This is a genomic window from Desulfovibrio piger (assembly GCF_951793255.1).
GTDB lineage: Bacteria > Desulfobacterota > Desulfovibrionia > Desulfovibrionales > Desulfovibrionaceae > Desulfovibrio.
Genome location: NZ_OX636706.1, coordinates 2,015,124 through 2,035,000, shown reverse-complemented (window position 1 = coordinate 2,035,000; position 19,877 = coordinate 2,015,124). Strand labels below are relative to the sequence as shown.

Annotated in this window: 20 protein-coding genes (1 of these 20 only partly in view); 5 read left to right on the top strand and 15 right to left on the bottom strand. The window is 64.2% G+C overall.

Going from position 1 to position 19,877, the window contains the following annotated elements; all coding sequences use genetic code 11:
• The 4 genes in view from Q4I12_RS09000 to Q4I12_RS08985 are tightly spaced (at most 35 nt apart) and all read right to left on the bottom strand, a layout consistent with a single transcriptional unit that may run on beyond the window.
• Positions 1 to 201 carry the 5' portion of a NifB/NifX family molybdenum-iron cluster-binding protein gene (locus tag Q4I12_RS09000; RefSeq protein WP_205906129.1) on the bottom strand. It extends 180 nt beyond the left edge of the window, so the window shows 201 of its 381 coding nt (coding positions 1-201); it begins with the start codon at positions 199 to 201; the stop codon falls past the left edge of the window.
• Positions 202 to 236: 35 nt separating this feature from the next.
• Positions 237 to 1,106, bottom strand: a complete 870-nt coding sequence (locus tag Q4I12_RS08995; RefSeq protein ID WP_302261379.1) for an ATP-binding protein — start codon at positions 1,104 to 1,106, stop codon at positions 237 to 239.
• Positions 1,099 to 1,986, bottom strand: a complete 888-nt coding sequence (locus Q4I12_RS08990; RefSeq protein WP_204626220.1) for a nucleotide-binding protein — start codon at positions 1,984 to 1,986, stop codon at positions 1,099 to 1,101. Before Q4I12_RS08990 ends, Q4I12_RS08995 begins: the two co-directional genes overlap by 8 nt.
• A 9-nt stretch (positions 1,987 to 1,995) precedes the next feature.
• A complete protein-coding gene (locus Q4I12_RS08985; RefSeq protein WP_168936489.1) occupies positions 1,996 to 2,676 on the bottom strand; it encodes a NifB/NifX family molybdenum-iron cluster-binding protein in 681 nt (226 codons plus the stop codon).
• 216 nt (positions 2,677 to 2,892) lie between these two features.
• Here Q4I12_RS08985 and Q4I12_RS08980 point away from each other — a divergent pair, with 216 nt between their 5' ends.
• The 5 genes from Q4I12_RS08980 (at position 2,893) to Q4I12_RS08960 (ending at position 6,189) form a co-directional block, all read left to right on the top strand.
• Positions 2,893 to 4,227 (top strand): MATE family efflux transporter, encoded by a 1,335-nt coding sequence (locus Q4I12_RS08980; RefSeq protein WP_302261378.1) that lies wholly within the window; start codon positions 2,893 to 2,895, stop codon positions 4,225 to 4,227.
• 60 nt (positions 4,228 to 4,287) lie between these two features.
• Positions 4,288 to 4,827, top strand: a complete 540-nt coding sequence (locus tag Q4I12_RS08975) for a lysozyme inhibitor LprI family protein (RefSeq protein ID WP_302261377.1) — start codon at positions 4,288 to 4,290, stop codon at positions 4,825 to 4,827.
• 187 nt (positions 4,828 to 5,014) lie between these two features.
• Positions 5,015 to 5,383, top strand: coding sequence for a cupin domain-containing protein (locus Q4I12_RS08970; RefSeq protein ID WP_302261376.1), 369 nt, complete (start codon positions 5,015 to 5,017; stop codon positions 5,381 to 5,383).
• Positions 5,384 to 5,571: 188 nt separating this feature from the next.
• Entirely contained in the window at positions 5,572 to 5,994 is a 423-nt protein-coding gene (tsaA, locus tag Q4I12_RS08965; RefSeq protein WP_302261375.1) for a tRNA (N6-threonylcarbamoyladenosine(37)-N6)-methyltransferase TrmO, read from the top strand.
• A gap of 33 nt (positions 5,995 to 6,027) precedes the next feature.
• On the top strand, positions 6,028 to 6,189 hold the full coding sequence (locus tag Q4I12_RS08960) for a hypothetical protein (protein ID WP_297231383.1): 162 nt from the start codon (positions 6,028 to 6,030) through the stop codon (positions 6,187 to 6,189).
• Between the two features lie 244 nt (positions 6,190 to 6,433).
• Here the strand turns inward: Q4I12_RS08960 and ftsZ are convergent, their stop codons facing one another.
• The 11 genes from ftsZ to Q4I12_RS08905 all read right to left on the bottom strand — a co-directional run bounded on the left by ftsZ (position 6,434) and on the right by Q4I12_RS08905 (position 19,876).
• Positions 6,434 to 7,768: a cell division protein FtsZ gene (ftsZ, locus tag Q4I12_RS08955; protein ID WP_168935440.1), complete on the bottom strand. Its 1,335-nt coding sequence runs from the start codon at positions 7,766 to 7,768 to the stop codon at positions 6,434 to 6,436.
• Positions 7,769 to 7,814: 46 nt separating this feature from the next.
• Positions 7,815 to 9,047 (bottom strand): cell division protein FtsA, encoded by a 1,233-nt coding sequence (gene ftsA / locus Q4I12_RS08950; protein WP_168935441.1) that lies wholly within the window; start codon positions 9,045 to 9,047, stop codon positions 7,815 to 7,817.
• A gap of 19 nt (positions 9,048 to 9,066) precedes the next feature.
• A complete protein-coding gene (locus Q4I12_RS08945; protein ID WP_302261374.1) occupies positions 9,067 to 9,975 on the bottom strand; it encodes a cell division protein FtsQ/DivIB in 909 nt (302 codons plus the stop codon).
• The gene (murB, locus tag Q4I12_RS08940) at positions 9,972 to 10,850 is read right to left on the bottom strand and encodes a UDP-N-acetylmuramate dehydrogenase (protein ID WP_297159198.1); all 879 of its coding nucleotides are present in this window, start codon (positions 10,848 to 10,850) and stop codon (positions 9,972 to 9,974) included. Before murB ends, Q4I12_RS08945 begins: the two co-directional genes overlap by 4 nt.
• Entirely contained in the window at positions 10,843 to 12,216 is a 1,374-nt protein-coding gene (murC, locus tag Q4I12_RS08935; protein WP_289616332.1) for a UDP-N-acetylmuramate--L-alanine ligase, read from the bottom strand. Before murC ends, murB begins: the two co-directional genes overlap by 8 nt.
• Positions 12,217 to 12,254: 38 nt before the next feature.
• The gene (gene murG / locus Q4I12_RS08930) at positions 12,255 to 13,325 is read right to left on the bottom strand and encodes an undecaprenyldiphospho-muramoylpentapeptide beta-N-acetylglucosaminyltransferase (RefSeq protein ID WP_302261373.1); all 1,071 of its coding nucleotides are present in this window, start codon (positions 13,323 to 13,325) and stop codon (positions 12,255 to 12,257) included.
• Positions 13,307 to 14,515, bottom strand: coding sequence for a putative lipid II flippase FtsW (gene ftsW, locus Q4I12_RS08925; RefSeq protein ID WP_204626213.1), 1,209 nt, complete (start codon positions 14,513 to 14,515; stop codon positions 13,307 to 13,309). The genes murG and ftsW overlap by 19 nt, the downstream gene beginning before the upstream one ends.
• Positions 14,512 to 15,822 (bottom strand): UDP-N-acetylmuramoyl-L-alanine--D-glutamate ligase, encoded by a 1,311-nt coding sequence (murD, locus tag Q4I12_RS08920; protein ID WP_302261372.1) that lies wholly within the window; start codon positions 15,820 to 15,822, stop codon positions 14,512 to 14,514. The genes ftsW and murD overlap by 4 nt, the downstream gene beginning before the upstream one ends.
• Before the next feature lie 110 nt (positions 15,823 to 15,932).
• Positions 15,933 to 17,009: a phospho-N-acetylmuramoyl-pentapeptide-transferase gene (gene mraY / locus Q4I12_RS08915; protein WP_168935448.1), complete on the bottom strand. Its 1,077-nt coding sequence runs from the start codon at positions 17,007 to 17,009 to the stop codon at positions 15,933 to 15,935.
• Entirely contained in the window at positions 17,010 to 18,431 is a 1,422-nt protein-coding gene (locus Q4I12_RS08910; protein ID WP_168935449.1) for a UDP-N-acetylmuramoyl-tripeptide--D-alanyl-D-alanine ligase, read from the bottom strand.
• Positions 18,422 to 19,876, bottom strand: a complete 1,455-nt coding sequence (locus tag Q4I12_RS08905) for a UDP-N-acetylmuramoyl-L-alanyl-D-glutamate--2,6-diaminopimelate ligase (RefSeq protein WP_168935450.1) — start codon at positions 19,874 to 19,876, stop codon at positions 18,422 to 18,424. Before Q4I12_RS08905 ends, Q4I12_RS08910 begins: the two co-directional genes overlap by 10 nt.
• Position 19,877: the final 1 nt, after the last annotated feature.

The following is a 19,877-nucleotide window of genomic DNA, read 5'->3' as shown; positions in this document are numbered from 1 at the left end:
CACGCCGTGGCTGGCCAAGTGCTGCACGGGAGCCATGCAGCCGCCCTGCTGGTGAGGCACGTTTTCCAGCGTGCCCACGGCCTTGATGGCGTTGTCTTCGATTTCCACGATGGTGTAGATGTCACAATGGCCGAAGTGCATGCCCATCTGGGCATCGAGACCGCCAGGCATGCAGGAAGGCACGGCAAGAAGAAAGCTCATGATAAACGCTCCATTTCTGGTCGAAGGTGCGCGGCCTAGCGGCCGGTGCGCATATCCTGAAGGGCCGACCACATGTCCTTCAGGCTGTTGCCAAGAGGATTGTTGAATTCCGTCAGGGCGCGACGCTGCACCATGGCCCGGGTCACCACCGGATCGAAGGGCAGCCGCCCCAGCAGGGTATGGCCGTGTTCGGCGCATTCCGCGGCGATGGCATCGGCCTCGTTCACATTGAGATCAGCCTTGTTGATGATGATGGCCAGCGGGATGCGGAAATGCCGGCACAGATCGGCCACGCGGCTGAAATCGTGGCGGCCTGACGGCGTGGGCTCCACGACGCCCACGGCCAGACTGGCCCCCGACAGGGAGCTGATGACGGGACAGCCCACGCCCGGCGAACCGTCGCACAGGATGGTCTCCAGCCCCAGCGCTCTGGCACGCTCCCTGGCCTGGGCCTTGAGCAGGCTCACCAGACGTCCGGAGTTCTCCTGCCCGGGGAAGAGCTGGGCATGGACCATCAGCCCGAAGCGGCTGTCGCTCACATACCAGTCACCACAATGATTGTCGGGAAAATCGATGGCCTGCTGCGGACAGAGCTTCACGCAGACGCCGCAGCCTTCGCAATGGTCATCAATGAGGAAGCCCCCGTCATGCGGACGTACCGCTTCGAAACGACACAAATCGGCACACTGGCCGCAACGGATGCAGTCCTCCTGACGGATCCGGGCGCTGTGTCCCGAGATGAACGGCGTGCGTTCCTTGACCTCCGGCTGCAGCAGGATGTGCAGGTCGGGCGCATCCACATCCAGGTCACAGATGACCTTGCTTTCGGCCAGATGGGCAAAGGAGGCACAGACCGTGGTCTTGCCCGTCCCGCCCTTGCCGCTGATGACGACGATCTCACGCATGACACACCTCCCCGCCCAGACGGCGCAGGGCATCGCGCAAGTGTTCGAAACGCTGTTTCCATTCCGGGGACAACGCGGCCAGCAGACGGCCATTGGCATATTGCTCGGCGGCGGCCCGTTCAAAAGGCAGCTCCGCCAGCAGGGGCAGGCCGTGTTCGCGACAGTAGTCACGCACCGCGGCGTCACCATCGGCATTGCCCTCGGCCCCGGCCCGGTTGATGACCACGGCCATGGCCTTGTTCAGGGGCAGGAAGGCCTGATGCGCCAATCTGAAATCATGGAAGCCGAAGGGCGTGGGGTCGGCCACCAGCAGGATCAGATCCACATCACGGGTGACCGTGACCGCCGGACAGCTGACCCCGGGAGGCGCATCGAGGATGGCATCGGCCGGGATCTCAGCCAGCATGGCGTCCAGGCGGGCCCGCAACTGGCGCAGCAGGGGCGGCGTCATGGATTCGCCGATACGGGTACGCCCCATGAGGAAGCGGACCGTACCGTCCAGCACCGTGCCGTGTTCCAGTTCGCCCAGCTCCCGACCCACGGGCTTGAGGGCCTTGTCCGCACAGACGGCGAAACAGCCGCCGCAGCCGTGGCACATATCGGGAAAGATGCTGATATTGCCGGCAAAGGAGGCGATGGCCTTGAAGCTGCAGATCTCGCGGCATTTGCCGCACTTGCTGCACGCGGCCAGATCGAGGGAAGGAACTTCCAGCCAGGCCTTGCTGCTCCCCTCCACCTGCGGCGGCAGGAAGAGGTGGAGGTTGGGCGCTTCCACGTCCGTGTCCACGGCCACCAGGGGGCTGTCCCAGACGCTGGCCAGGGAGGCCGCCACGCTGGTCTTGCCTGCCCCGCCCTTGCCGCTGGCAATGGCGATACGCATACGGGTCCTCTACTTGTTGGGCGCGTCAGCAAAGGGGAATTCGCCCTTCTGGAAGCGTTCCACCGCTTCCCGGACGGTACCGCTCACATCCTGGCAGACCTTGATGCCCGCAGCTTTCAGGGCGTCGAAAGCCTTGGGGCCCACATAGCCGCTCAGCACCACCTGCACGCCCGCGTTGGCCACACGTTCGGCGGTCTCGATGCCGGCGCCCATGCTCATGGTCTGGGAAGCGCCGTTGTCGATATAGCTCACGCTCATGTCCGGCAGATCCACCACCACGAAGCCGCCCGCGCGACCGAAACGGGGATCGACGAGATCGTCAAGGGTGGGGCCTTCACTGGAAATGGCAATCTTCTGCATGGTATTCTCCTTTGCGTCCGCAGTCCGCTGATCCGGTTCGGCCAGGGCATAATGACCGCCCTCGATGCGCAGGGCCCGGCCCGTGACCAGGGCCAGCGCCACCGTGCGCCGGGCAGCAGCCAGAGTACGGCCGAACGTATGCCGGGACACACGCATGCGGCAGGCGGCCTCGGAACCGGTCAGACCTTCCAGATCCGCCAGACGCAGGGCTTCGAGTTCTTCCACGCCCAGGCAGACTTCCTCCAGGGCCGTCATGGGGATGCCCCGCGGCTTGAAGTAGGTGACACTGGGAGTGGTGGCCACATAGCGGCACTGTCTGGGACGCGGCATGATTTCTCCAATATCTGGCAAAACGGGCGCGCAGCCGGAAAGGATGGCAGGCTTGCGGACGTTTTGCACAATTGAGCATAATCCTTGCGGCGGCCATGTCAAGCCCCTTTCCCGGATCCCGCCGCTTTTTCCCGCTTCCGCGCAGCGCGTTGACGCTTTTCTTGGCCGCATGGTACAAGTCCCGGACCTGCCCTGTGCAGCCATCCCGAGGTTCCCATGTCCCAAAATCGTGCCAGCATGCTGGACCGCCCCGTGGCCCAGACCTTTTTCCGCTACGGCCTGCCCTGGTCCGCGGCCTTCCTCCTGCTTTCGTCCGCCGGTCTGGTGGATACCATTTTCATCGGTCGCTATGTCGGAGCCCAGGCTCTGGCAGCCGTCAATATCGTCAGCCCTGTCTTCAGCATTTTTTTCGGCATGGGCGTCATGCTTTCCGTGGGCGGCACGGTCCGCAGTGCCCACCATGTGGGGCGTGGCGATCTGCGGGCCGCTTCGGCGGTCTTTGGCCGCACCATGCTGCTCATCCTGCTGGCCGGTCTGGTACTGGCCCTGCTCTCGCTGCTGTTCCGGCCGCTGCTGCTGACGCTGCTGGGAGCAGACGGTGATGTGATGCGGCCCGCACACCAGTATCTGACCACCATCCTGCTTTTCAGCCCTGTGCTGCCCGCCTCCTATGCCCTTTCGCAGTTCGCCCGGGTGGACCAGCATCCCACCCTGGCCTCTCTGGGGCTCATCCTGAGCGCTGCCGTCAATATCTTCCTGGATTACCTGTTCATCGCCCGCTTCGGCTGGGGCGTGCAGGGGGCGGCCCTGGCCACGGGACTGGGCTTCAGCTGCACCCTGCTCCTGTTCCTGATCCACTTCCTTTCCCGCCGTGCCCTGCTGCGCCTGACCCTGAAGGGCTGCGGCTGGCGGGAGATACTGCGGGCCAGCCTCAACGGTAGTGCGGAGAGCATCAACGAGATCTCCGTGGGCAGCATCATCCTGCTCATCAATCATTTGATGATGGCCCGCTTCGGCTCCTCCGGCGTGGCCGCCTTCACCGTGGTCAGCTACGGTTCGTGGTTCGGCCTGACCCTGGCTTACGGCCTCAGCGATACCCTGTCGCCCCTGGTCAGTGCCAACCATGCTGCCGGGTTGCGCCAGCGGACGCACAGATTCCTGCACGTCGCCCTGCTGAGCCTGCTGGCACTGGGCGTGGTCATGTTCCTTGTCTTCAGCCTCTACCCGCAGGAACTTGCCCGCCTTTTCCTGCCCGACAACGCCGCTGTGGGCAGCCTGGCCTGTGACTTCATCGCCGATTTCCGCTGGAGCTTTTTCTTCAGCGGCCTGAACATGGGCATCGCCTGTTACCTGACCGGGCTCAACCGCTCCCTGCAGGCTGTGGGCATGGCGCTGAGCCGCAGTCTGGTCTTTCCCGCCCTGTTCCTGAGCCTGTTCGCCCTCTGGCTGGAAGACGAGCATATCTTCTGGGCCATCCCCCTGGCCGAGGCCCTGACCCTGCTGCTGGGCATCGGCCTGCTGGTCCACGGTCGACGGCGTACCGGCTGGTAGACCTGCTGACAGGAACCACCGCATACCGTATGCTGGCAGTACATGACACAAGGAGATCCTATGTCCACGAAACGCTTTTTGCCCGCTCTGCTGGCCGCCCTGCTGCTGGCCGCTCCCGCCATGGCAGCCGAACACGCTCCGGGGTTCGAAGCCTGCATCAAAAAAAATCCCAAAAGCTCGGATCAGAAACAGTGCCTGGATATGGAGCGTGATTACTGGCAGAAAAAGCTGGATACCCGTTATCAGGCCATGCAGGGCATCTGCAAAAAATTCTCCGGCCCCGAAGCGGAAAAACGCAGCACAGCCTGCCTGGAAGCCCTGGAAGAGAGCCAGCACAGCTGGCTGGCGTACAAGGCCAGCATGCGTCCTGTGGCCGAGAACTATCCCAACAGCCAAAGCGCCATGGAGAACCTGGCCTGGTTCGAGATCGACCAGCTGCGCAAGCGCATCCACGATCTGGAGACCCTCGACCCCTCGCTGGCTGACAAGCTGGCCCGCCGTTCCAATGCCATGGATGACATCGAGAAGGGGCTGTCGGATTTTGGCAACAGCATGGAATCCCTGTTCAATTCCGGCATGAGGAAAATGGGCCTGGAGTAGGTCCCTTTGGGGCTTTTGCCAAAAGCAGGAACGGAGCAGCATCCTGCCCCGTTCCTGCCCTTCGAAGGGCTCCTGCCCGCTCCCGGGCCGCAAAAAACGGCCTTTCCGTCATGTCCCCCTTCGGGGTATCCTTTTGCCGGGCTGGCCGAACGGCCTGCCGCCTGTCATCGTATCTTGCGGAGGCATCATGGATTCTTTGCTCACGCTGCCGGATGACATCCATCTTCCCGGCATGCCGGAACATTTCACGGCTCTGCTCACCTCAGACAGCGGGCTGCTGGTGGAGCGCATCGTTTCCTGGGGCCATGTGACGCCGGAAGGCCAGTGGTACGATCAGGAAAAAGACGAATGGGTCCTGCTGCTGGAAGGCGCCGCCCGGCTGGGCTTTGACGATGGCCGTGAAGTATCCCTGGAACGCGGCCAGTGTCTGCTATTGCCTAAGCATGTGCGCCATCGTGTACTGGAGACCAGCAAGCCCTGTGTCTGGCTGGCCATCCACGCGCCGCAGCTGCGCCCGCAAGAAGCCGACGGCACGCTCGCCTGTCCGCAGGGATAGCGTGGCTCCAGCCCCCTTTCCGCCAGCACGCGGCTAGCGCTAGTGGAAATACGGATTTGGGGGCGGTATCGTCCAGCCAGGTTGCATTCACAGGTTCCATGCAAAGGCATCCGGGGCAGTACGACTGTCCGTCGACCGCCAGCCGAGCCTTGTGACATTCCCCGGGAAAACGCTCACAGGAGGAGTCCATGTCGCTGCCCCTGTTCACCTGCCGCCCCATCGGCATCATCCACACCCCCCATACCGATCCGGCCCAAACGCCCCGTCAACCCATCCACGCCGCAGACTACACCGGCCGGGTGGAGATCTTTCCCGAATTCATGGCCGGGCTTGAAGGCCTGGAGCGCTTTGCCCGCATCTGGCTGATCTTCGCCTTCCACAGGGCGGAGGCTCCGCGCCTGCAGGTCATCCCGCACGGGCAGACGCAGGAACGCGGCGTCTTCACTACCCGTGCTCCCTGCCGTCCAAGCGGCATCGGCATGAGTCTGGTACCGCTGCTGCGCCGGGACGGGAACATCCTCCACGTCTCGCATGTGGACATGCTGGACGGCACGCCCCTGCTGGACATCAAGCCCAGCTCCCCCGATCTGGACAGCGGCTCGCTGCTGTGACCGATCTTTTTCAGCGATCACGGCCGAAACGACATGAGCCTTGCCATCATCCTCGCCCTGCTGGCCATTTTCTTTGGTGGTCGCGCCTATCTTGCGGGCTGGATTCGCTCACCGGGCAAGAATCTCCTGATCCTGTCGGCGACCCTGGCAGGCCTTGCCCTGTGGATGCTCTGGCGCTGGTGGCAATACCGCTGAGGCCGCACCGGCTTCGCCCTGCTCCGTCATTTTTGTCGATCATCTGCCTGGTATCGTGCCGCCGGTAATGCATAGACTGGCACGCAAAACGAAAAACGCCCGCAAGACGAACTTGCGGGCGTTTTTGTGCACCGGAACGGTACAAAGGGGAGGCCCCCCATGGGCCTCCCGGCGGGCATTTCAGGGCCGAAGAGGTGAGCCCTGAAATCTCATGCGTTCATGCCTCAGCGGCCTGCCGCACGGCCTAGTCGGCCTGAGTGCGGATGAACGTAGGAATCTCGAAGTCTTCTTCACTGTAGGTGAAGTCCTCATGACCGGGGTTGTGCTGGCGCCGGGGCATGGGCTGCTGGCCCAGCGTGGCGCCGGTGCGCAGATAGGTCGGTTTCTCGAACTGGTCCTGGGCGGAATAGGGACCGTATCCCCCCTGCGGATAGGAGTTCTGGGGGATCCAGTCTCCACGCTGGCGCACGGGACGCGGACGGGGCTGCTCATAGGCAGGAGCCTGCGGCGCTTCCATGGGGCGGGCAGCCTGGGCCGCCTGCGAGCCGGGGAATTTGGTCACGCTGGAGCTTTTCACGGGCTCGGCCACGGGCTGCACCACCGTGGCGCTGGGATCGATACCCGTAGCGATGACGGTCAGACGCAGTTCGTCGCCGATGTTCTCGTCATAGACCACACCAAAGATGATGTTGGTATCTTCGGGCGTGGCATCGGCGATGATGTCGCCGATCTCGGCGATCTCGTCGGTGGAGATGTCCATGGACGCCGTGATGTTGTACAGCACGGCCTTGGCGCTTTCCAGCGACACGTCTTCCAGCAGCGGGCTGTTGATGGCGCGCTGGGCGGCCTCGCGGGCGCGGTTCTCACCGGCGGCCACACCGGTGCCCATCAGGGCCATGCCGGATTCGGACATGGTGGTGCGCACGTCGGCGAAGTCGAGGTTGATCATACCATCGGCCAGGATGACGTCGGAAATACCCTTGACGGCATAGAAGAGCACGTCGTTGGCTTTCTGCAGCATGGCAGAGAAGGGAGTCTTCTTGGGAGCGAAGGCCAGCAGACGGTCGTTGGGGATGGTGATCAGGCAGTCCACATGCTGCTTGAACTCTTCCAGACCTTCTTCGGCAAAGCGACGGCGGCGGGCCCCTTCAAAAGAGAAAGGTTTGGTGACGACACCCACGGTCAGAGCGCCCATTTCCTTGGCGGTCTGGGCCACGACGGGCGCGGCCCCCGTCCCCGTACCACCGCCCATGCCGGCGGTCACGAAGACCATGTCGGCATCGCCGATGGCTTCCCGGATGGCATTGACGCTTTCCAGGGCGGCCTCACGGCCCACGGCGGGGTTGGCACCGGCCCCCAGGCCCTTGGTGAGCTTTTCGCCCAGCTGGATCTTGACCGGGGCGTTGTTGCGGCTCAGGGCCTGCATATCGGTATTGGCGCAGATGAACTGCACCCCCTGCAGACCGGAAGTGATCATGTTCTGCACGGCGTTGCCGCCGCCACCGCCTACACCGATGACCTTAAGCTTGGCATTATTGCCCAGCGTGATGTCGATATCATCAACAATGGATTGTGACATAGTTCCCTCTCCTCAAATACTCTAAAAGCTTGCCCGCTTTGTTTTTTTAGGAAATGTCGGAAAACCACTTCTTCATGCGCGCCAGCAGGCCTTCGAAAACGCCGCTGTCGCTGTGCGTGGGAGTAAACTTTTTCTGGCCGGAAACTTCCTTTTCCGCACCGTAACGCAGCAGACCCACAGCCGTGGAGAACTTGGGGCTGTTCACCACGTCCTTGAGGCCGCCCACATTGCGGGGGTAGCCGATACGCGTGGGCAGGTTGAAGATCTGCGTGCCCAGCTCCTGACAGCCCTCGATAAGGGCCGTGCCGCCGGTCAGCACCACACCTGCGCCCAGGAAGTTCTTGTAACCGGAGTTTTCCAGCGTCCGGTTCACCAGACACAGGATCTCTTCCATGCGCGGCTCGCAGATCTCCGCCAGGATCTGGCGGGAGATGCGGCTGGGATCACGGCCGCCCACGGTGGGGACTTCGATGAATTCGTCATGCCGCACCATGTCGGTCAGGGCGCAGCCATACTTGAGTTTGATACGCTCGGCCGCCGCAATGGGGGTGCGCAGGCCAAAGGCGATATCGTTGGTCAGGTTCTGGCCGCCCAGCGCCAGCACATGGGTGTGCTTGATGGAATCGTTGGCGAAAATGGCGATGTCCGTGGTGCCGCCGCCGATGTCCACCAGCGCGACGCCCAGCTCGCGCTCTTCTTCCGTCAGCACGGCTTTGGCCGATGCCAGGGATTCCAGCGCGATGTCCGAGACTTCCAGTTCGCTGCGGTGGCAGGAGCGCACGATGTTCTGGGCCGAGGTCACGGCCCCGGTCACGATGTGCACCTTGACCTCCAGACGCACGCCCGCCATGCCCAGCGGATCGGCGATGCCGCGCTGGTTGTCCACGATATATTCCTGCGGCAGGATGTGGATGACTTCACGGTCCGCAGGGATGGCCACGGCACGGGCCGCATCGAGCGCGCGTTCCACATCGCGCTGGCCCACTTCGCCGCCCTTGACGGCGATGACGCCATGGCTGTTGATCCCGGCGATATGCCCGCCGGCGATCCCCACATAGACCGAATTGATCTCACAGCCGGCCATGAGCTCGGCGTCCTCGATGGCGCCCCGGATGGACTGCACGGTCTGCTCAATATTCACCACCACGCCCTTGCGCATGCCGTGAGAGGGACGGGTGCCGATCCCAACGACATCCACCAGGCCGTTTTCCGCCATTTCCCCTACGACCGCACACACTTTGGTAGTGCCGATATCCAGGCCTACAATGAGATCCGCCATAGTTACTCCTCACCAAACATCATCCGCGCATGGGCTGACTGAGCGTCACCCAGACACTGCCGTTGACCGAACGCACCTCACGCACGTTCTTCAGCTCGTGCCTGCGTGCCAGATCCCCCAGCGTCAGGCCGATCCGGGCAAGATTCCCGGCCCAGTCATCCGTTGCGATGGAAAGCCGCATCTCGCGGTCTTCCAGATATATCTCGATACCCCGTGCGGGGCTCACCGTGATCGACGCAATGGCCCTCGCCTCCACCGGCAGGCTGCCCGCATGCAGATCCTTCATGAATCGCGGCAGGTAGGCCACGTCATCCTCGGCCCCCGCTTCCACGGACAGGGTCGGCAGCGAGAGGAAGTTGCGGCTCTCCACAGGCGCGATGGCCTCGCCGGATTCATTGGCGTAATACAGCACCCCGTCCTTGTGGACCCAGAAGGTGGGCATACGCTCCTTGATCTTGATGACGAAGCGGTCCGGCAACAGACGTTTGACCGAGACCTCTTCCACCCAAGGCGTGGCACGCAGCTTGCGCTCCACTTCCGCGATGCTGACCGCCAGGGAGTTCTCCCCTTCCTTCAGGCCGCCATACTGCAGGACCATCTCCCGCGACAACCTGACATTCCCGGCCACGTCGATATGCCGCGTGGCGAAGAAGTCACTGGTCGTGGCCTTGCCGTACAGCCAGATGGACCCGGCACACAGGCCCGTCACAGCCGCTACCAGCCCTGCCAGCAGGAACAGGACGCAAAAAAAACGCTGCACACGCCCGCCCTGCAGCTTGCTCCAAAGGGAGAACTGACGTTTTTCCCTCGCCGGCTTGGCCCGGTTGCGGGTATTGGGGCGGGAAGCGGTGCTGCGACTGGGAGCAGGTGTCGAACTACCGCTGTAGGAGCGCGTATTGCGCCGGTTTTTTTTCAGCGAAAAGGTCACGGCACGATCCTGACTTCCGTTTCCAGCGTGATGCCGAACTGCTCCAGCACTCCCTGCCGCGCACTTTCTATAAGTTCGAACGCGGCACTCGCGCTGCCATTCCCTTCATTTATCAAAAAATTGGCATGCATGGTCGAAAAAGCCATCCCGCCAAGCCGCCTGCCGCGAAAGCCGGCCCTATCCAGAAGGATGCCGGCTGGTTTGTCCGGGGCCGGATTTTTGAATACGCAGCCCGCACTCCACGCTGTCACAGGTTGTTTAGACTTTTTCTCGCAAATATTGCGATGCATGAGTTTAGAAATGCCATCCCTGTCAGTCTTGGTCAAGTCAAATGTGGCTTCGAGCACAAGAAAACCGTTTTTTTTGCCGTCCACCAGCAGGGTTCTGTAACCATACTGCAGTTCCGCTGCCGGGAAGACCCGCGGGCGACCATCGACAACGGCCTTGATTTCCAAGAGATTCCTGCAGGTTTCGCAACCGTAGGAGCCTGCGTTCATGGCCACGGCCCCCCCGACGCTCCCGGGGATGCCGACAAGGCCCTCAAGACCGCCTAAACCCCGCCGGGCACAGAAACCAAGCAGGCGCGGCAGGGGCACGCCCGCCCCTGCCCGCACATGGGCCCGCGCTTCAGATTCCCAGACGATCTCGGGGCCTTCCTTGATTGCAGAACGAAGCAGCACGACTGGTAATTCACCATCGCGGGCAAGCAAATTCGTGCCCGCGCCAATGATGAACGGGCTCCCGCCCAGCTGCTGCAAACGTTCTGCCAGCAGCGGATAATCCTCGGCACGCTCAAGCACCAGTTCCGCGATGGCCCGCCCCCCGAGATGCAGTGATGTCCGCTCTGCCAGCGAAGGAGACAGGATCTCACGCATCCTTGCCGCCCTCCAGCCAGGCGGGCCCCACACGGGTGATGGTGCCGGCCCCCAGAGTCAGCAGCACGTCACCGGGCTGCAGGATATCGTCCAGGCCCTTGACCATGGCGTCGATGGTCTGGAAATAGGTGACCGGGGTCTCGGAGACCTGACGCATGCCCTGGGCCAGACTCTCGCCGGAAACACCGGGGATGGGCTTTTCGGAAGCGGCGTAGATCTCGGTCAGCACCAGCTGGTCCACCACGTCGAAGACCTTGCAGAACTCGCCGAAATGGGCCTGGGTACGGCTGAAGCGGTGCGGCTGGAAGGCCACCACCAGACGGCGGTCAGGGAAGACCTGGCGGGCCGTGGCCAGCGTGGCCGCGATCTCGGCCGGATGATGGCCGTAGTCGTCGATGACGGTCACCCCATTGCGTTCGCCCTTGAATTCAAAGCGGCGCCCCACGCCCCGGAAGGTGGCCAGACCTTCCACACAGCGTTCGAAGGGGATGTCGGCAGCCGTGGCGGCGCCGATGGCGGCCAGGGCATTGAGGATATTGTGGCGGCCGGGATGGGGCAGGCTCACTTCGCCCAGCTTCTGGTCATCGCGCCAGACCTCGAAACGGCTGGTCATGCCCGATTCCAGCAACACGGCGCGCAGCTGGTTGTCGGCGGCAAAGCCGTAGGTCAGCACCGGGCGCTTGACGCGCGGCAGCAGGGCCCGCACGCCGGGATCATCGCCGCAGACCACGTTGAGGCCGTAGAACGGAACCTTGTTCATGAACTGGACAAAGGCGTCGTCGATGGCCTGCCGGGTCCCGTAGTGGTCCAGATGGTCTTCGTCCACGTTGGTGACCACGTTGATGATGGGGAACAGACAGAGGAAGGAGCCGTCGGATTCGTCAGCTTCGGCGATGAGGTAGTGGCCGCTGCCCAGATGGGCATTGGTGCCGTAGACATTGAGGCGCCCCCCGATGATGACCGTGGGGTCCAGACCGGCCGTATCGAAGATGGAGGCCGTCAGGGACGTGGTGGTGGTCTTGCCGTGGGTACCGGCAATGGCCACGCCCTGGCGCAGGCGCATCAGTTCGGCCAGCATCTCGGCACGGGGGATGATGGCGATGTTGCGGCGGCGCGCTTCCACCACTTCGGGGTTGTCCTCGGCAATGGCCGTGGACTTGACCAGCACCTGCACGTTGCCCACGTTCTCGGCCGCATGGCCCACGGCGATGCGGGCCCCAAGACTGCGCAGATGTTTGACCACGGCCGAATCGCTCATGTCCGAGCCCGAGATGTCATAGCCCAGGTTGAGCAGGACTTCCGCGATGCCGCTCATGCCGGCGCCGCCGATGCCCACCATGTGAATCTGCCGAATCTTGCTGTCCATATGTCTCTCTCTATCCGGAAGAAGATGTTATCGTGAACTTACCGTGCGCACACGGTCTCCAGTTCCGCGGCCACCAGCTCCGCCGCGCGGACGCGGGCACAGCCGGAAGCCGCAGCGGCCATGCTGCGCAGCCTGCCGGTATCCTGCAGCAGGTCCGTGACCTGCGCCATGAGGCCGTCGCTCTCCATGCGGGCCTCGGGCAGCATCAGGGCCGCGCCTTCGGCCACCAGGGCCTGGGCATTGCGCGTTTGATGGTCATGCACCGCATAGGGGAACGGCACCAGCACCGAGGGCAGGCCCGCGGCGCAAAGCTCGGCCACGGTGGTGGCCCCGGCGCGGCAAAGCACCAGATCCGCCCAGGCATAGGCCGAAGCCATGTCGTCGATGAAGGCACTCACACAGGCCGGGTCATAGCCCGCCGCCGCATAGGCCTCGCGGGTCACGGCCTCGTCACGCACGCCGGTCTGGTGGCGCACTTCGATGCCCGCGGCCCGCAGGGCGTCGAGATGGCGGCACACATGCACGTTCAGGGCATGGGCCCCCAGGGACCCCCCCATGACCAGCAGGCGCTTGCCGGAAAAATCATGCTGCCGTCCGGCCAGCGCCACCACGGCGGCGCGCACGGGGTTGCCCGTCAGTACCGTCCGGGAGGCGTCGAAGCCCTCGGTCCCCGGCAGGGACAGGCAGATGCGCCGGGCAAGGCGTCCCAAAATCCGGTTGCTCATGCCGGCGATGGCGTTCTGCTCATGCAGCACCGTGGGCACACCGGCCAGACGGGCCGCCAGCATGGGCGCGAAGGCGGCATAACCGCCAAAACCGGCCACCACCTGGGGCCGGAAGCGCCGGATGATGCCCCGGGCCCGGCAGACGGCACAGGCCATGCGCCCCGCAGCGGCAAAGGCCCGCAGGCCACGTCCCAAAAAGCCGCGCACCGGCAGGCCGATGAAGTCGATGCCCGCCGCCCGGGCCAGACGCTGTTCCGGGCCGTATTGCGAGCCCACGAACAGCAGTTCCACACCGGGATGGCGCTGACGCAGGGCTTCCGCTACGGCCAGCGCCGGGAAGATGTGCCCGCCGGTACCGCCGGTGGTTAAGAGGACTCTTTCCATATGCTCCCCTCCTTGCCCGTGGCCGTGCGAGAAAAATTCATGAGCAGGCCCACGCAAAGCATGGTGGCCATAAGATTACTGCCGCCGTAGCTCATCAGGGGCATGGGCACGCCTTTGGGCGGCGCCACCCCCATGACCACGGCCAGATTCATGACGGCACCCATGGCCAGGATGACCGTCAGGCCAAAGGCCGTCAGCCGGTCGCGCAGTTCGGTCTGGCGCATGATGATGCGGTAACAGCGCCAGAACAGCAGGCCGAACAGCAGCATGACCACGGTGATGCCCACAAAGCCCAGCTCCTCGGCCAGCACGGCCATGATGAAGTCGTTGTGGGCTTCGGGCAGATAGAACATCTTCTGTCGGCTGGCACCCACGCCCACGCCGAAAAAGCCGCCCGAGCCGATGGCCAGCAGGGACTGCACCAGGTGATAGCCCGTGTCGGTGGGATCGGCGAACGGATCCAGAAAGGCCAGCAGGCGGCGCAGGCGGTAAGGTTCAAGGATAGCCAGGGCCATGGCACCGGCGCAGGCCAGGATCATGGCGAAGAACAGATAGATGAAACGCGTGCCCCCGGCCAGACACATGAAGAACAAGATGCTGGCCACCACCACGGCGCTGCCGAAGTCGGGCTGCAACAGCAGCAGGCCGCAGAACAGGCCCGTCACGGCAAAGGGCGGGATGACGCCCCGGCTGAAGGTCTTGACCAGTGCCTGCTTGGAACTCATGAAATAGGCCAGGTACAGGGCCAGGGAGATCTTGACGAACTCCATGGGCTGCAGGTTCACGGGCCCCAGAGGGATCCAGCGTTTGGCGCCGTTGATGGACGGCGTCAGGGGCGACAGGGTCAGCAGGAGCAGGAACAGGGAGAGGAAGATGGCCGGATACTGCAATTTGTAGAGCCAGCTGCGGGGCATGAGGGCCGCGCCCCAGAGCACGAGGCCCCCGCCGCAGGCAAAGATCAGCTGGCGCTTGAAAAAGTAGTATTTGTCACCGTTGACCTGCTCGGCCACGATGCCGCTGGCCGACAGCACCATGATGAGGCCGATGGCCAGGATGATGAGCATCAGGGTGAACAGCCACCAGTCGAAGCCCTCAAAACTCACCTTGCCCAGAGCGCGCGAGATGCCTCCGCCCTGGGGAGCGGCTTCTTCCTTTTTCTTTTCCTTCCTGCTCAGGAACATGTTCTTCATGCCAGGCTTCCCACGATGCGCTTGAAGTCGTTGCCGCGTTCCACATAATTGCGGTACTGGTCAAAACTGGAAGTTGCCGGAGCCAGTAGGACCACATCGCCCTCCTTCACCTTGCCCTGCAGGGCCAGGACAGCGTCTTCCATGCGCTCGTGCCAGCACAGGGGCACCACGCCCTGCCAGGCAGCCTCGAAGATCTCGCGGCTGGCCCCGTACAGATTCACGCTCTTGGCCCTGCGGCGCAGCAGATCCTTCATGCCGTCCAGATCCCCGCCCTTGAACTTGCCGCCGCACAGCAGGTGCACGGGATGGTCCATGGCTTCCAGCGCCACTTCCAGAGCGGCCACCGTGGTGCATTTGGAGTCGTTCACATAGAGCACGCCGTGCACGCGGGCCACGGATTCCAGCCGGTTGGGCAGGGGCTTGAAGGCAGCCACCGCGCGGGCGGCATTCTCCAGCGTCACGCCGAAGGGACGGCAGGCCTGCCAGGCGGCTTCGGTATTGAACTGGTTGTGCTGCCCGAACAGGGGGCAGTCCGGGAAGCGGCCTTCGGGCCGGATCCACACCTTGCGGGCCCTGAGGCCGAAGCGGGCGGCGGTCTCTTCCAGCCCGGGCTCCAAAACCGCCAGGTCCTCTTCCGTCTGGCAGCGGAACAGACGGAACTTGACCTCGATGTATTCTTCCATGTTCTTGTGGTAATCCAGATGGTTGGGCGAGATGTTCAGCACCACGGCCACCCGGGGATGGAAGGTGGAACAGCACTGGAGCTGGAAACTCGAGGCCTCCAGCACCAGCACGTCGGCCTTTTCGCCGGAAAGCAGATATTCCGAAAGGGGCGTGCCGATATTGCCGCCCAAAAAAACACGCAGGCCCTGCTCCCGCAGCATGGCCGCCGCCAGACTGACCGTGGTTGTCTTGCCGCTGGTGCCGGTCACCGCCAGCACGGGCTCGCCGTCAAGGGCGCGCCAGGCCAGCTCCATCTCGGCCAGGATCTCGGTACCTTCCGCATCGGCATGGGGGCCCATCATCTCGCGCAGGCGCACCACGGGCAGGCCGGGGCTGGGCACCACCATCTTCGCACCGGCAAAGAGCTCCGGCCCCTGTTCCCCCAGCACCAGTTCGATGCCTTCCGCGCGCAGGGCCGCGGCCTGCGCTTCGTCCAGAGCCTGGGGATTGCTCTCCAGCAGGCGCACCCGGGCGCCCTGCCGCAACAGAAGACGGGCCGCTGCCTTGCCGGAACGCCCGGCGCCCACCACTACAGCCAGTTCACCGGCCTTGATGCACCGGCCACGATCTTCATTCTGAGCCATGTCACATTCCTCGCGGATAAGATATTGCCGCGCACTGCACCGGCAGGCACGGCGGACAGGATAAAAAACGGCGAGCGGGCCCCGGCCTCATGCAGCCGGAGCCCTCGCCATCAGCGCAGTTTCAGTACCGACAGGGCCACCAGCCCCAGCAGTGCGGACGTGATCCAGAACCGGATGATGATCTTCGATTCCGGGATGCCCTTCAGTTCAAAGTGATGATGCAGGGGCGCCATGCGGAACAGGCGTTTGCCGCCTGTCCAGCGGAAGTAGCTCACCTGCATGATGACCGACAGGGTCTCGGCCACGAACAGACCGCCCACCACGGCCAGGATGAGTTCCTGCTTGCAGAGCAGGGCCAGATAGCCGAGCACGCCGCCCAGGGCCAGCGAGCCCACGTCGCCCATGAAGACCTGGGCCGGATAGGCGTTGAACCACAAAAAGCCCAGCCCCGCGCCTACCAGGGCCGCACAGAACACCGTGACCTCACCGACGCCCGGCGTATAGGGCAGCAGCAGATAATTGGCGAAGCGGGCATGGCCCGTCACATAGATGAAGATGGCGAAAACGATACCGGCCACGATGCAGGGCCCGATGGCCAGACCGTCCAGACCGTCGGTCAGGTTGACGGCATTGGACGAGGCCACCATGACGAAGACCCCGAACGGCAGATACAGGGGACCAAGGTCAGGAGCCCAGTCCTTGACGAAGGGGATGCTCAGCTGGCTGGAATAGCCGGGATCCGTGACCAGGAAGAGCATGGCCACCACGGCCACCGCCAGCTGGCCCGCCAGCTTGGCCCGGCCGCTGATGCCGCGGTTCTCGGCATGGCGCAGCTTGGTCATGTCGTCCCAGAAGCCCACGGCCGCAAAGCCCCAGAACACCAGCAGGGTCTGCCAGATGTAGAAATTGCCCAGATCCGCCCACAGCAGCAGGCTGACCGTGAGGCTGAAGAGCATCAGCAGGCCGCCCATGGTGGGCGTGCCTTCCTTGCAGGCATGGGCCGTCACTTCATGCAGGATGTGCTGGCCGCATTTGAGGCGGCGCAACCAGGCGATGAACCGGGGACCCAGCAGGATGGAGAGCACCAGGGCCGTGATGAGCGCGGCCATGGAACGGAAGGTGATGTACCGGAAAACATTGAGCGCCGTCCATTCGGACGCCCACGGTACCAGCAGGTTATACAGCATCTACAGACTCTCCGTACGGCTGCCGGGCAGCCAGTCGCTCTGCTCCAGAGCTTCAAGCAATTCTTCCAGATGGTTGCCGCGCGATCCCTTGAAGAGCATGAGGCCCCCCTGCTCTCCCGTCTCGGCGGGAAGATGTTCACGCAGGGCCTGCACGAAGGCCTCGCCGGAATCCACGGGCAGGAACTTGCCCGTGTACAGCCCGTGCTCCAGGCCGTCCCGCACGGCATCGGCATGGCCGCCGCGCCAGAAGACCAGCACAGGACGCAGCTGGGCCAGATGCCTGCCCAGGCGTTCATGCTCCCTGTCCGCCACGCTGCCCAGTTCGCGCATCTCGCCCAGCACCACCACGAAAGGCCGTTTCTGGGCGCTTTCCGCCGCGGCGTCAAGCATGCGGGCCATGGAAAGCGGGTTGGCATTGTAGGTATCGTCCACGATATCCCAGTTGCCGCGACGACTGCGGGCAAAGCGCTGCGGCGGCAGCTGCGCGTCGGCGAAACCGGCGGCGATCTCCTCGGCGGTCAGGCCCAGCATGTGGGCGGCGGCCGCCACGGCGATGCAGTTCTCGGTACCGTAATCGCCGCGGAAAGGCGCGATAACGTCACAGGGACGGCCGTCCAGCCACAGGCGGTACTGCCCGTGCACCCCATCGCTACACCCGGCATAGGCCGCACGATAGGAGAGCGGACGCCCGCTGGCCGTGAAGAAGAGCACATCGCCGAACACGGCCCGCGCCTCGCGGACAAGGTCGTCATAGTCGGCGCTCACGAGGGCCTGGCCTTCGGGGGCCAGATGGGCCAGAAGACGGGACTTGTGCCAGGCCACGCCGCGTTCGCCCAGCCCCTCGGTATGGGCGGCGCCCACGTTGAGGATCAGGGCCAGATCGGGCTGGAGGATGGCGCCCAGCTCGTCCATGTCGCCCTCGTGGCTGATACCGGCCTCGAAGACCCAGAAGTCCTCGTCCCCGTCGGTCTTGAGCATGCACAGGGGCATGCCCACCTGATTGTTGAGGTTGAGGGCATTGCAGGCGGTCTTGCCGCGCCGCGACAGCACATGGGCCAGCAGTTCCTTGACCGTTGTCTTGCCCGCGGAGCCGGTGATGCCCACCACCCGGGCAGAGGACTTGCCGCGCCAGAGGGCGGCCACGGCGCCCAAGGCGCGCACCGTATCCTGGACCAGCAGGACAGGCACGGACAGGCCTTCCAGCGGGCGGGAAGCCAGCACGGCCACAGCGCCCTGCTCCACGGCACGGGCGGCATAGTCATGGCCGTCCACGCGCTCGCCGGCGATGCAGACGAACAGGCTGCCGGCCACGGCCTCGCGGCTGTCCGTGACGACCGAGGTGACCGTCACGCTGCCGTCGGTCACCTTCACATCCCGGGCACAGCCCAGACAACGAACGATTTCAGCAAGATCTAGGCGCACCCCAACAGCTCCCGCACCACTTCCTGATCACTGTAGTGATGTTTGGTGCCCTGAATGATCTGATAATCCTCATGGCCCTTGCCGGCGATCAGCAGGGCATCATCGGGACCGAGCATTTCCACGGCCTTGGCCGTTGCCTTGCGGCGGTCCACTTCCACGACGACTTCCCTGGCTTCGCGCAGGCCGGGCAGCACATCCTTGAGGATGGCTTCCGGGTCCTCGAAACGGGGATTGTCCGAGGTCAGCACGGCCACGTCGGAATAGCGGGCCACGGCTTCGCCCATGATGGGGCGCTTGGTGCGGTCACGGTTGCCGCCGCAGCCGAAGACCGTGACGATGCGCTTGAAACCGGCGCCGCGCAGGGCCTTCAGGACGTTGACCAGCGCGTCCGGCGTGTGGGCATAGTCCACGAAGACGTGCAGCTTGCGGGCATTGGGAACCCGTTCCAGACGGCCGCACACACCGTGGAAGTCTTCCAGATGGCGCAGATCGTCCGGCATCAGGCCCAGCTCCAGGGCCAGGGCCTGCACAGAGAGCAGGTTGGAGGCATTGAAGGCCCCCACCAGCGGCGAGCGCAGTTCCCACTGCTGGCCGTCCAGATGCATGCGCAGATGGCAGCCGTCCGTACCGGCGGACAACAGCTCGCCCCACAGATGACGCTGCTGCGGGAGCGCCTTCTGCAGGCCGAAGGACAGGGCCCGCGGGCACAGCTCCAGCAGGCGGCGGCCCCAGGGATCATCGCCGTTGATGGCCATGACCTTGTCGGCGCGGGGCAGTTCCAGGAACAGACGGGACTTGGCCCGGAAATAGCTTTCCATGTCCTGGTGGAAATCCAGATGGTCCTGGGTCAGGTTGCTGAAGGAGGCCCCGGCAAAGGGCACCCCGCAGACGCGCTGCTGTTCCAGGGCGTGGGAAGAGACCTCCATGACGGCGATGTCCACCCCGGCCTGCGCCATGGCCGCCAGCATGGCGTGCACGCGCAGGGGATCGGGCGTGGTCAGGGGCGCGGCCTCGCAATGACCGGGCCAGCGGTAGCTCACCGTGCCCAGCACGCCCACCTTGTGTCCGGTGGCCGTGAACAGATGCTCCAGCAAATAGGCGCTGGTGGTCTTGCCGTTGGTGCCGGTGACGCCCAGCACGCGCAGCGGCAGGCTGCCGGTATGCCAGCGAGCCTCGGCCAGACGCCACAGGGCCTCGCGGGGATCGTCATGATGGACCACCGTGCAGCCCGCGGCACGGGCGGCCTCGGCTTCGGCCCCTCCGGGCAGGCAGACGATGGTGGACGCACCGGCCTCCACGGCCGGCGGGATGAAACGGGCGCCGTCAGCATTGACCCCGGGGACAGCCACAAAGATGTCCCCCTTGCCGACCTCACGCGAGTCGGAGCGGATCTCCCCTCCCTCACGGCGCACCTTGTCGAGCAATTGTTCGAATTCGCGATTCACG

What these genes read in the sequence shown, in the direction of transcription:
- murC (WP_289616332.1), bottom strand. Translation starts at nt 12,216, where the DNA reads ATGGACAGCAAGATTCGGCAGATTCACATGGTGGGCATCGGCGGCGCC.
- Q4I12_RS08970 (WP_302261376.1), top strand. Translation starts at nt 5,015, where the DNA reads ATGGATTCTTTGCTCACGCTGCCGGATGACATCCATCTTCCCGGCATG.
- Q4I12_RS08985 (WP_168936489.1), bottom strand. Translation starts at nt 2,676, where the DNA reads ATGCCGCGTCCCAGACAGTGCCGCTATGTGGCCACCACTCCCAGTGTC.
- murB (WP_297159198.1), bottom strand. Translation starts at nt 10,850, where the DNA reads ATGCGTGAGATCCTGTCTCCTTCGCTGGCAGAGCGGACATCACTGCAT.
- Q4I12_RS08995 (WP_302261379.1), bottom strand. Translation starts at nt 1,106, where the DNA reads ATGCGTGAGATCGTCGTCATCAGCGGCAAGGGCGGGACGGGCAAGACC.
- ftsZ (WP_168935440.1), bottom strand. Translation starts at nt 7,768, where the DNA reads ATGTCACAATCCATTGTTGATGATATCGACATCACGCTGGGCAATAAT.
- Q4I12_RS08975 (WP_302261377.1), top strand. Translation starts at nt 4,288, where the DNA reads ATGTCCACGAAACGCTTTTTGCCCGCTCTGCTGGCCGCCCTGCTGCTG.
- Q4I12_RS08990 (WP_204626220.1), bottom strand. Translation starts at nt 1,986, where the DNA reads ATGCGTATCGCCATTGCCAGCGGCAAGGGCGGGGCAGGCAAGACCAGC.
- murG (WP_302261373.1), bottom strand. Translation starts at nt 13,325, where the DNA reads ATGGAAAGAGTCCTCTTAACCACCGGCGGTACCGGCGGGCACATCTTC.
- Q4I12_RS08960 (WP_297231383.1), top strand. Translation starts at nt 6,028, where the DNA reads ATGAGCCTTGCCATCATCCTCGCCCTGCTGGCCATTTTCTTTGGTGGT.
- ftsW (WP_204626213.1), bottom strand. Translation starts at nt 14,515, where the DNA reads ATGAAGAACATGTTCCTGAGCAGGAAGGAAAAGAAAAAGGAAGAAGCC.
- mraY (WP_168935448.1), bottom strand. Translation starts at nt 17,009, where the DNA reads ATGCTGTATAACCTGCTGGTACCGTGGGCGTCCGAATGGACGGCGCTC.
- Q4I12_RS08980 (WP_302261378.1), top strand. Translation starts at nt 2,893, where the DNA reads ATGTCCCAAAATCGTGCCAGCATGCTGGACCGCCCCGTGGCCCAGACC.
- ftsA (WP_168935441.1), bottom strand. Translation starts at nt 9,047, where the DNA reads ATGGCGGATCTCATTGTAGGCCTGGATATCGGCACTACCAAAGTGTGT.
- tsaA (WP_302261375.1), top strand. Translation starts at nt 5,572, where the DNA reads ATGTCGCTGCCCCTGTTCACCTGCCGCCCCATCGGCATCATCCACACC.
- murD (WP_302261372.1), bottom strand. Translation starts at nt 15,822, where the DNA reads ATGGCTCAGAATGAAGATCGTGGCCGGTGCATCAAGGCCGGTGAACTG.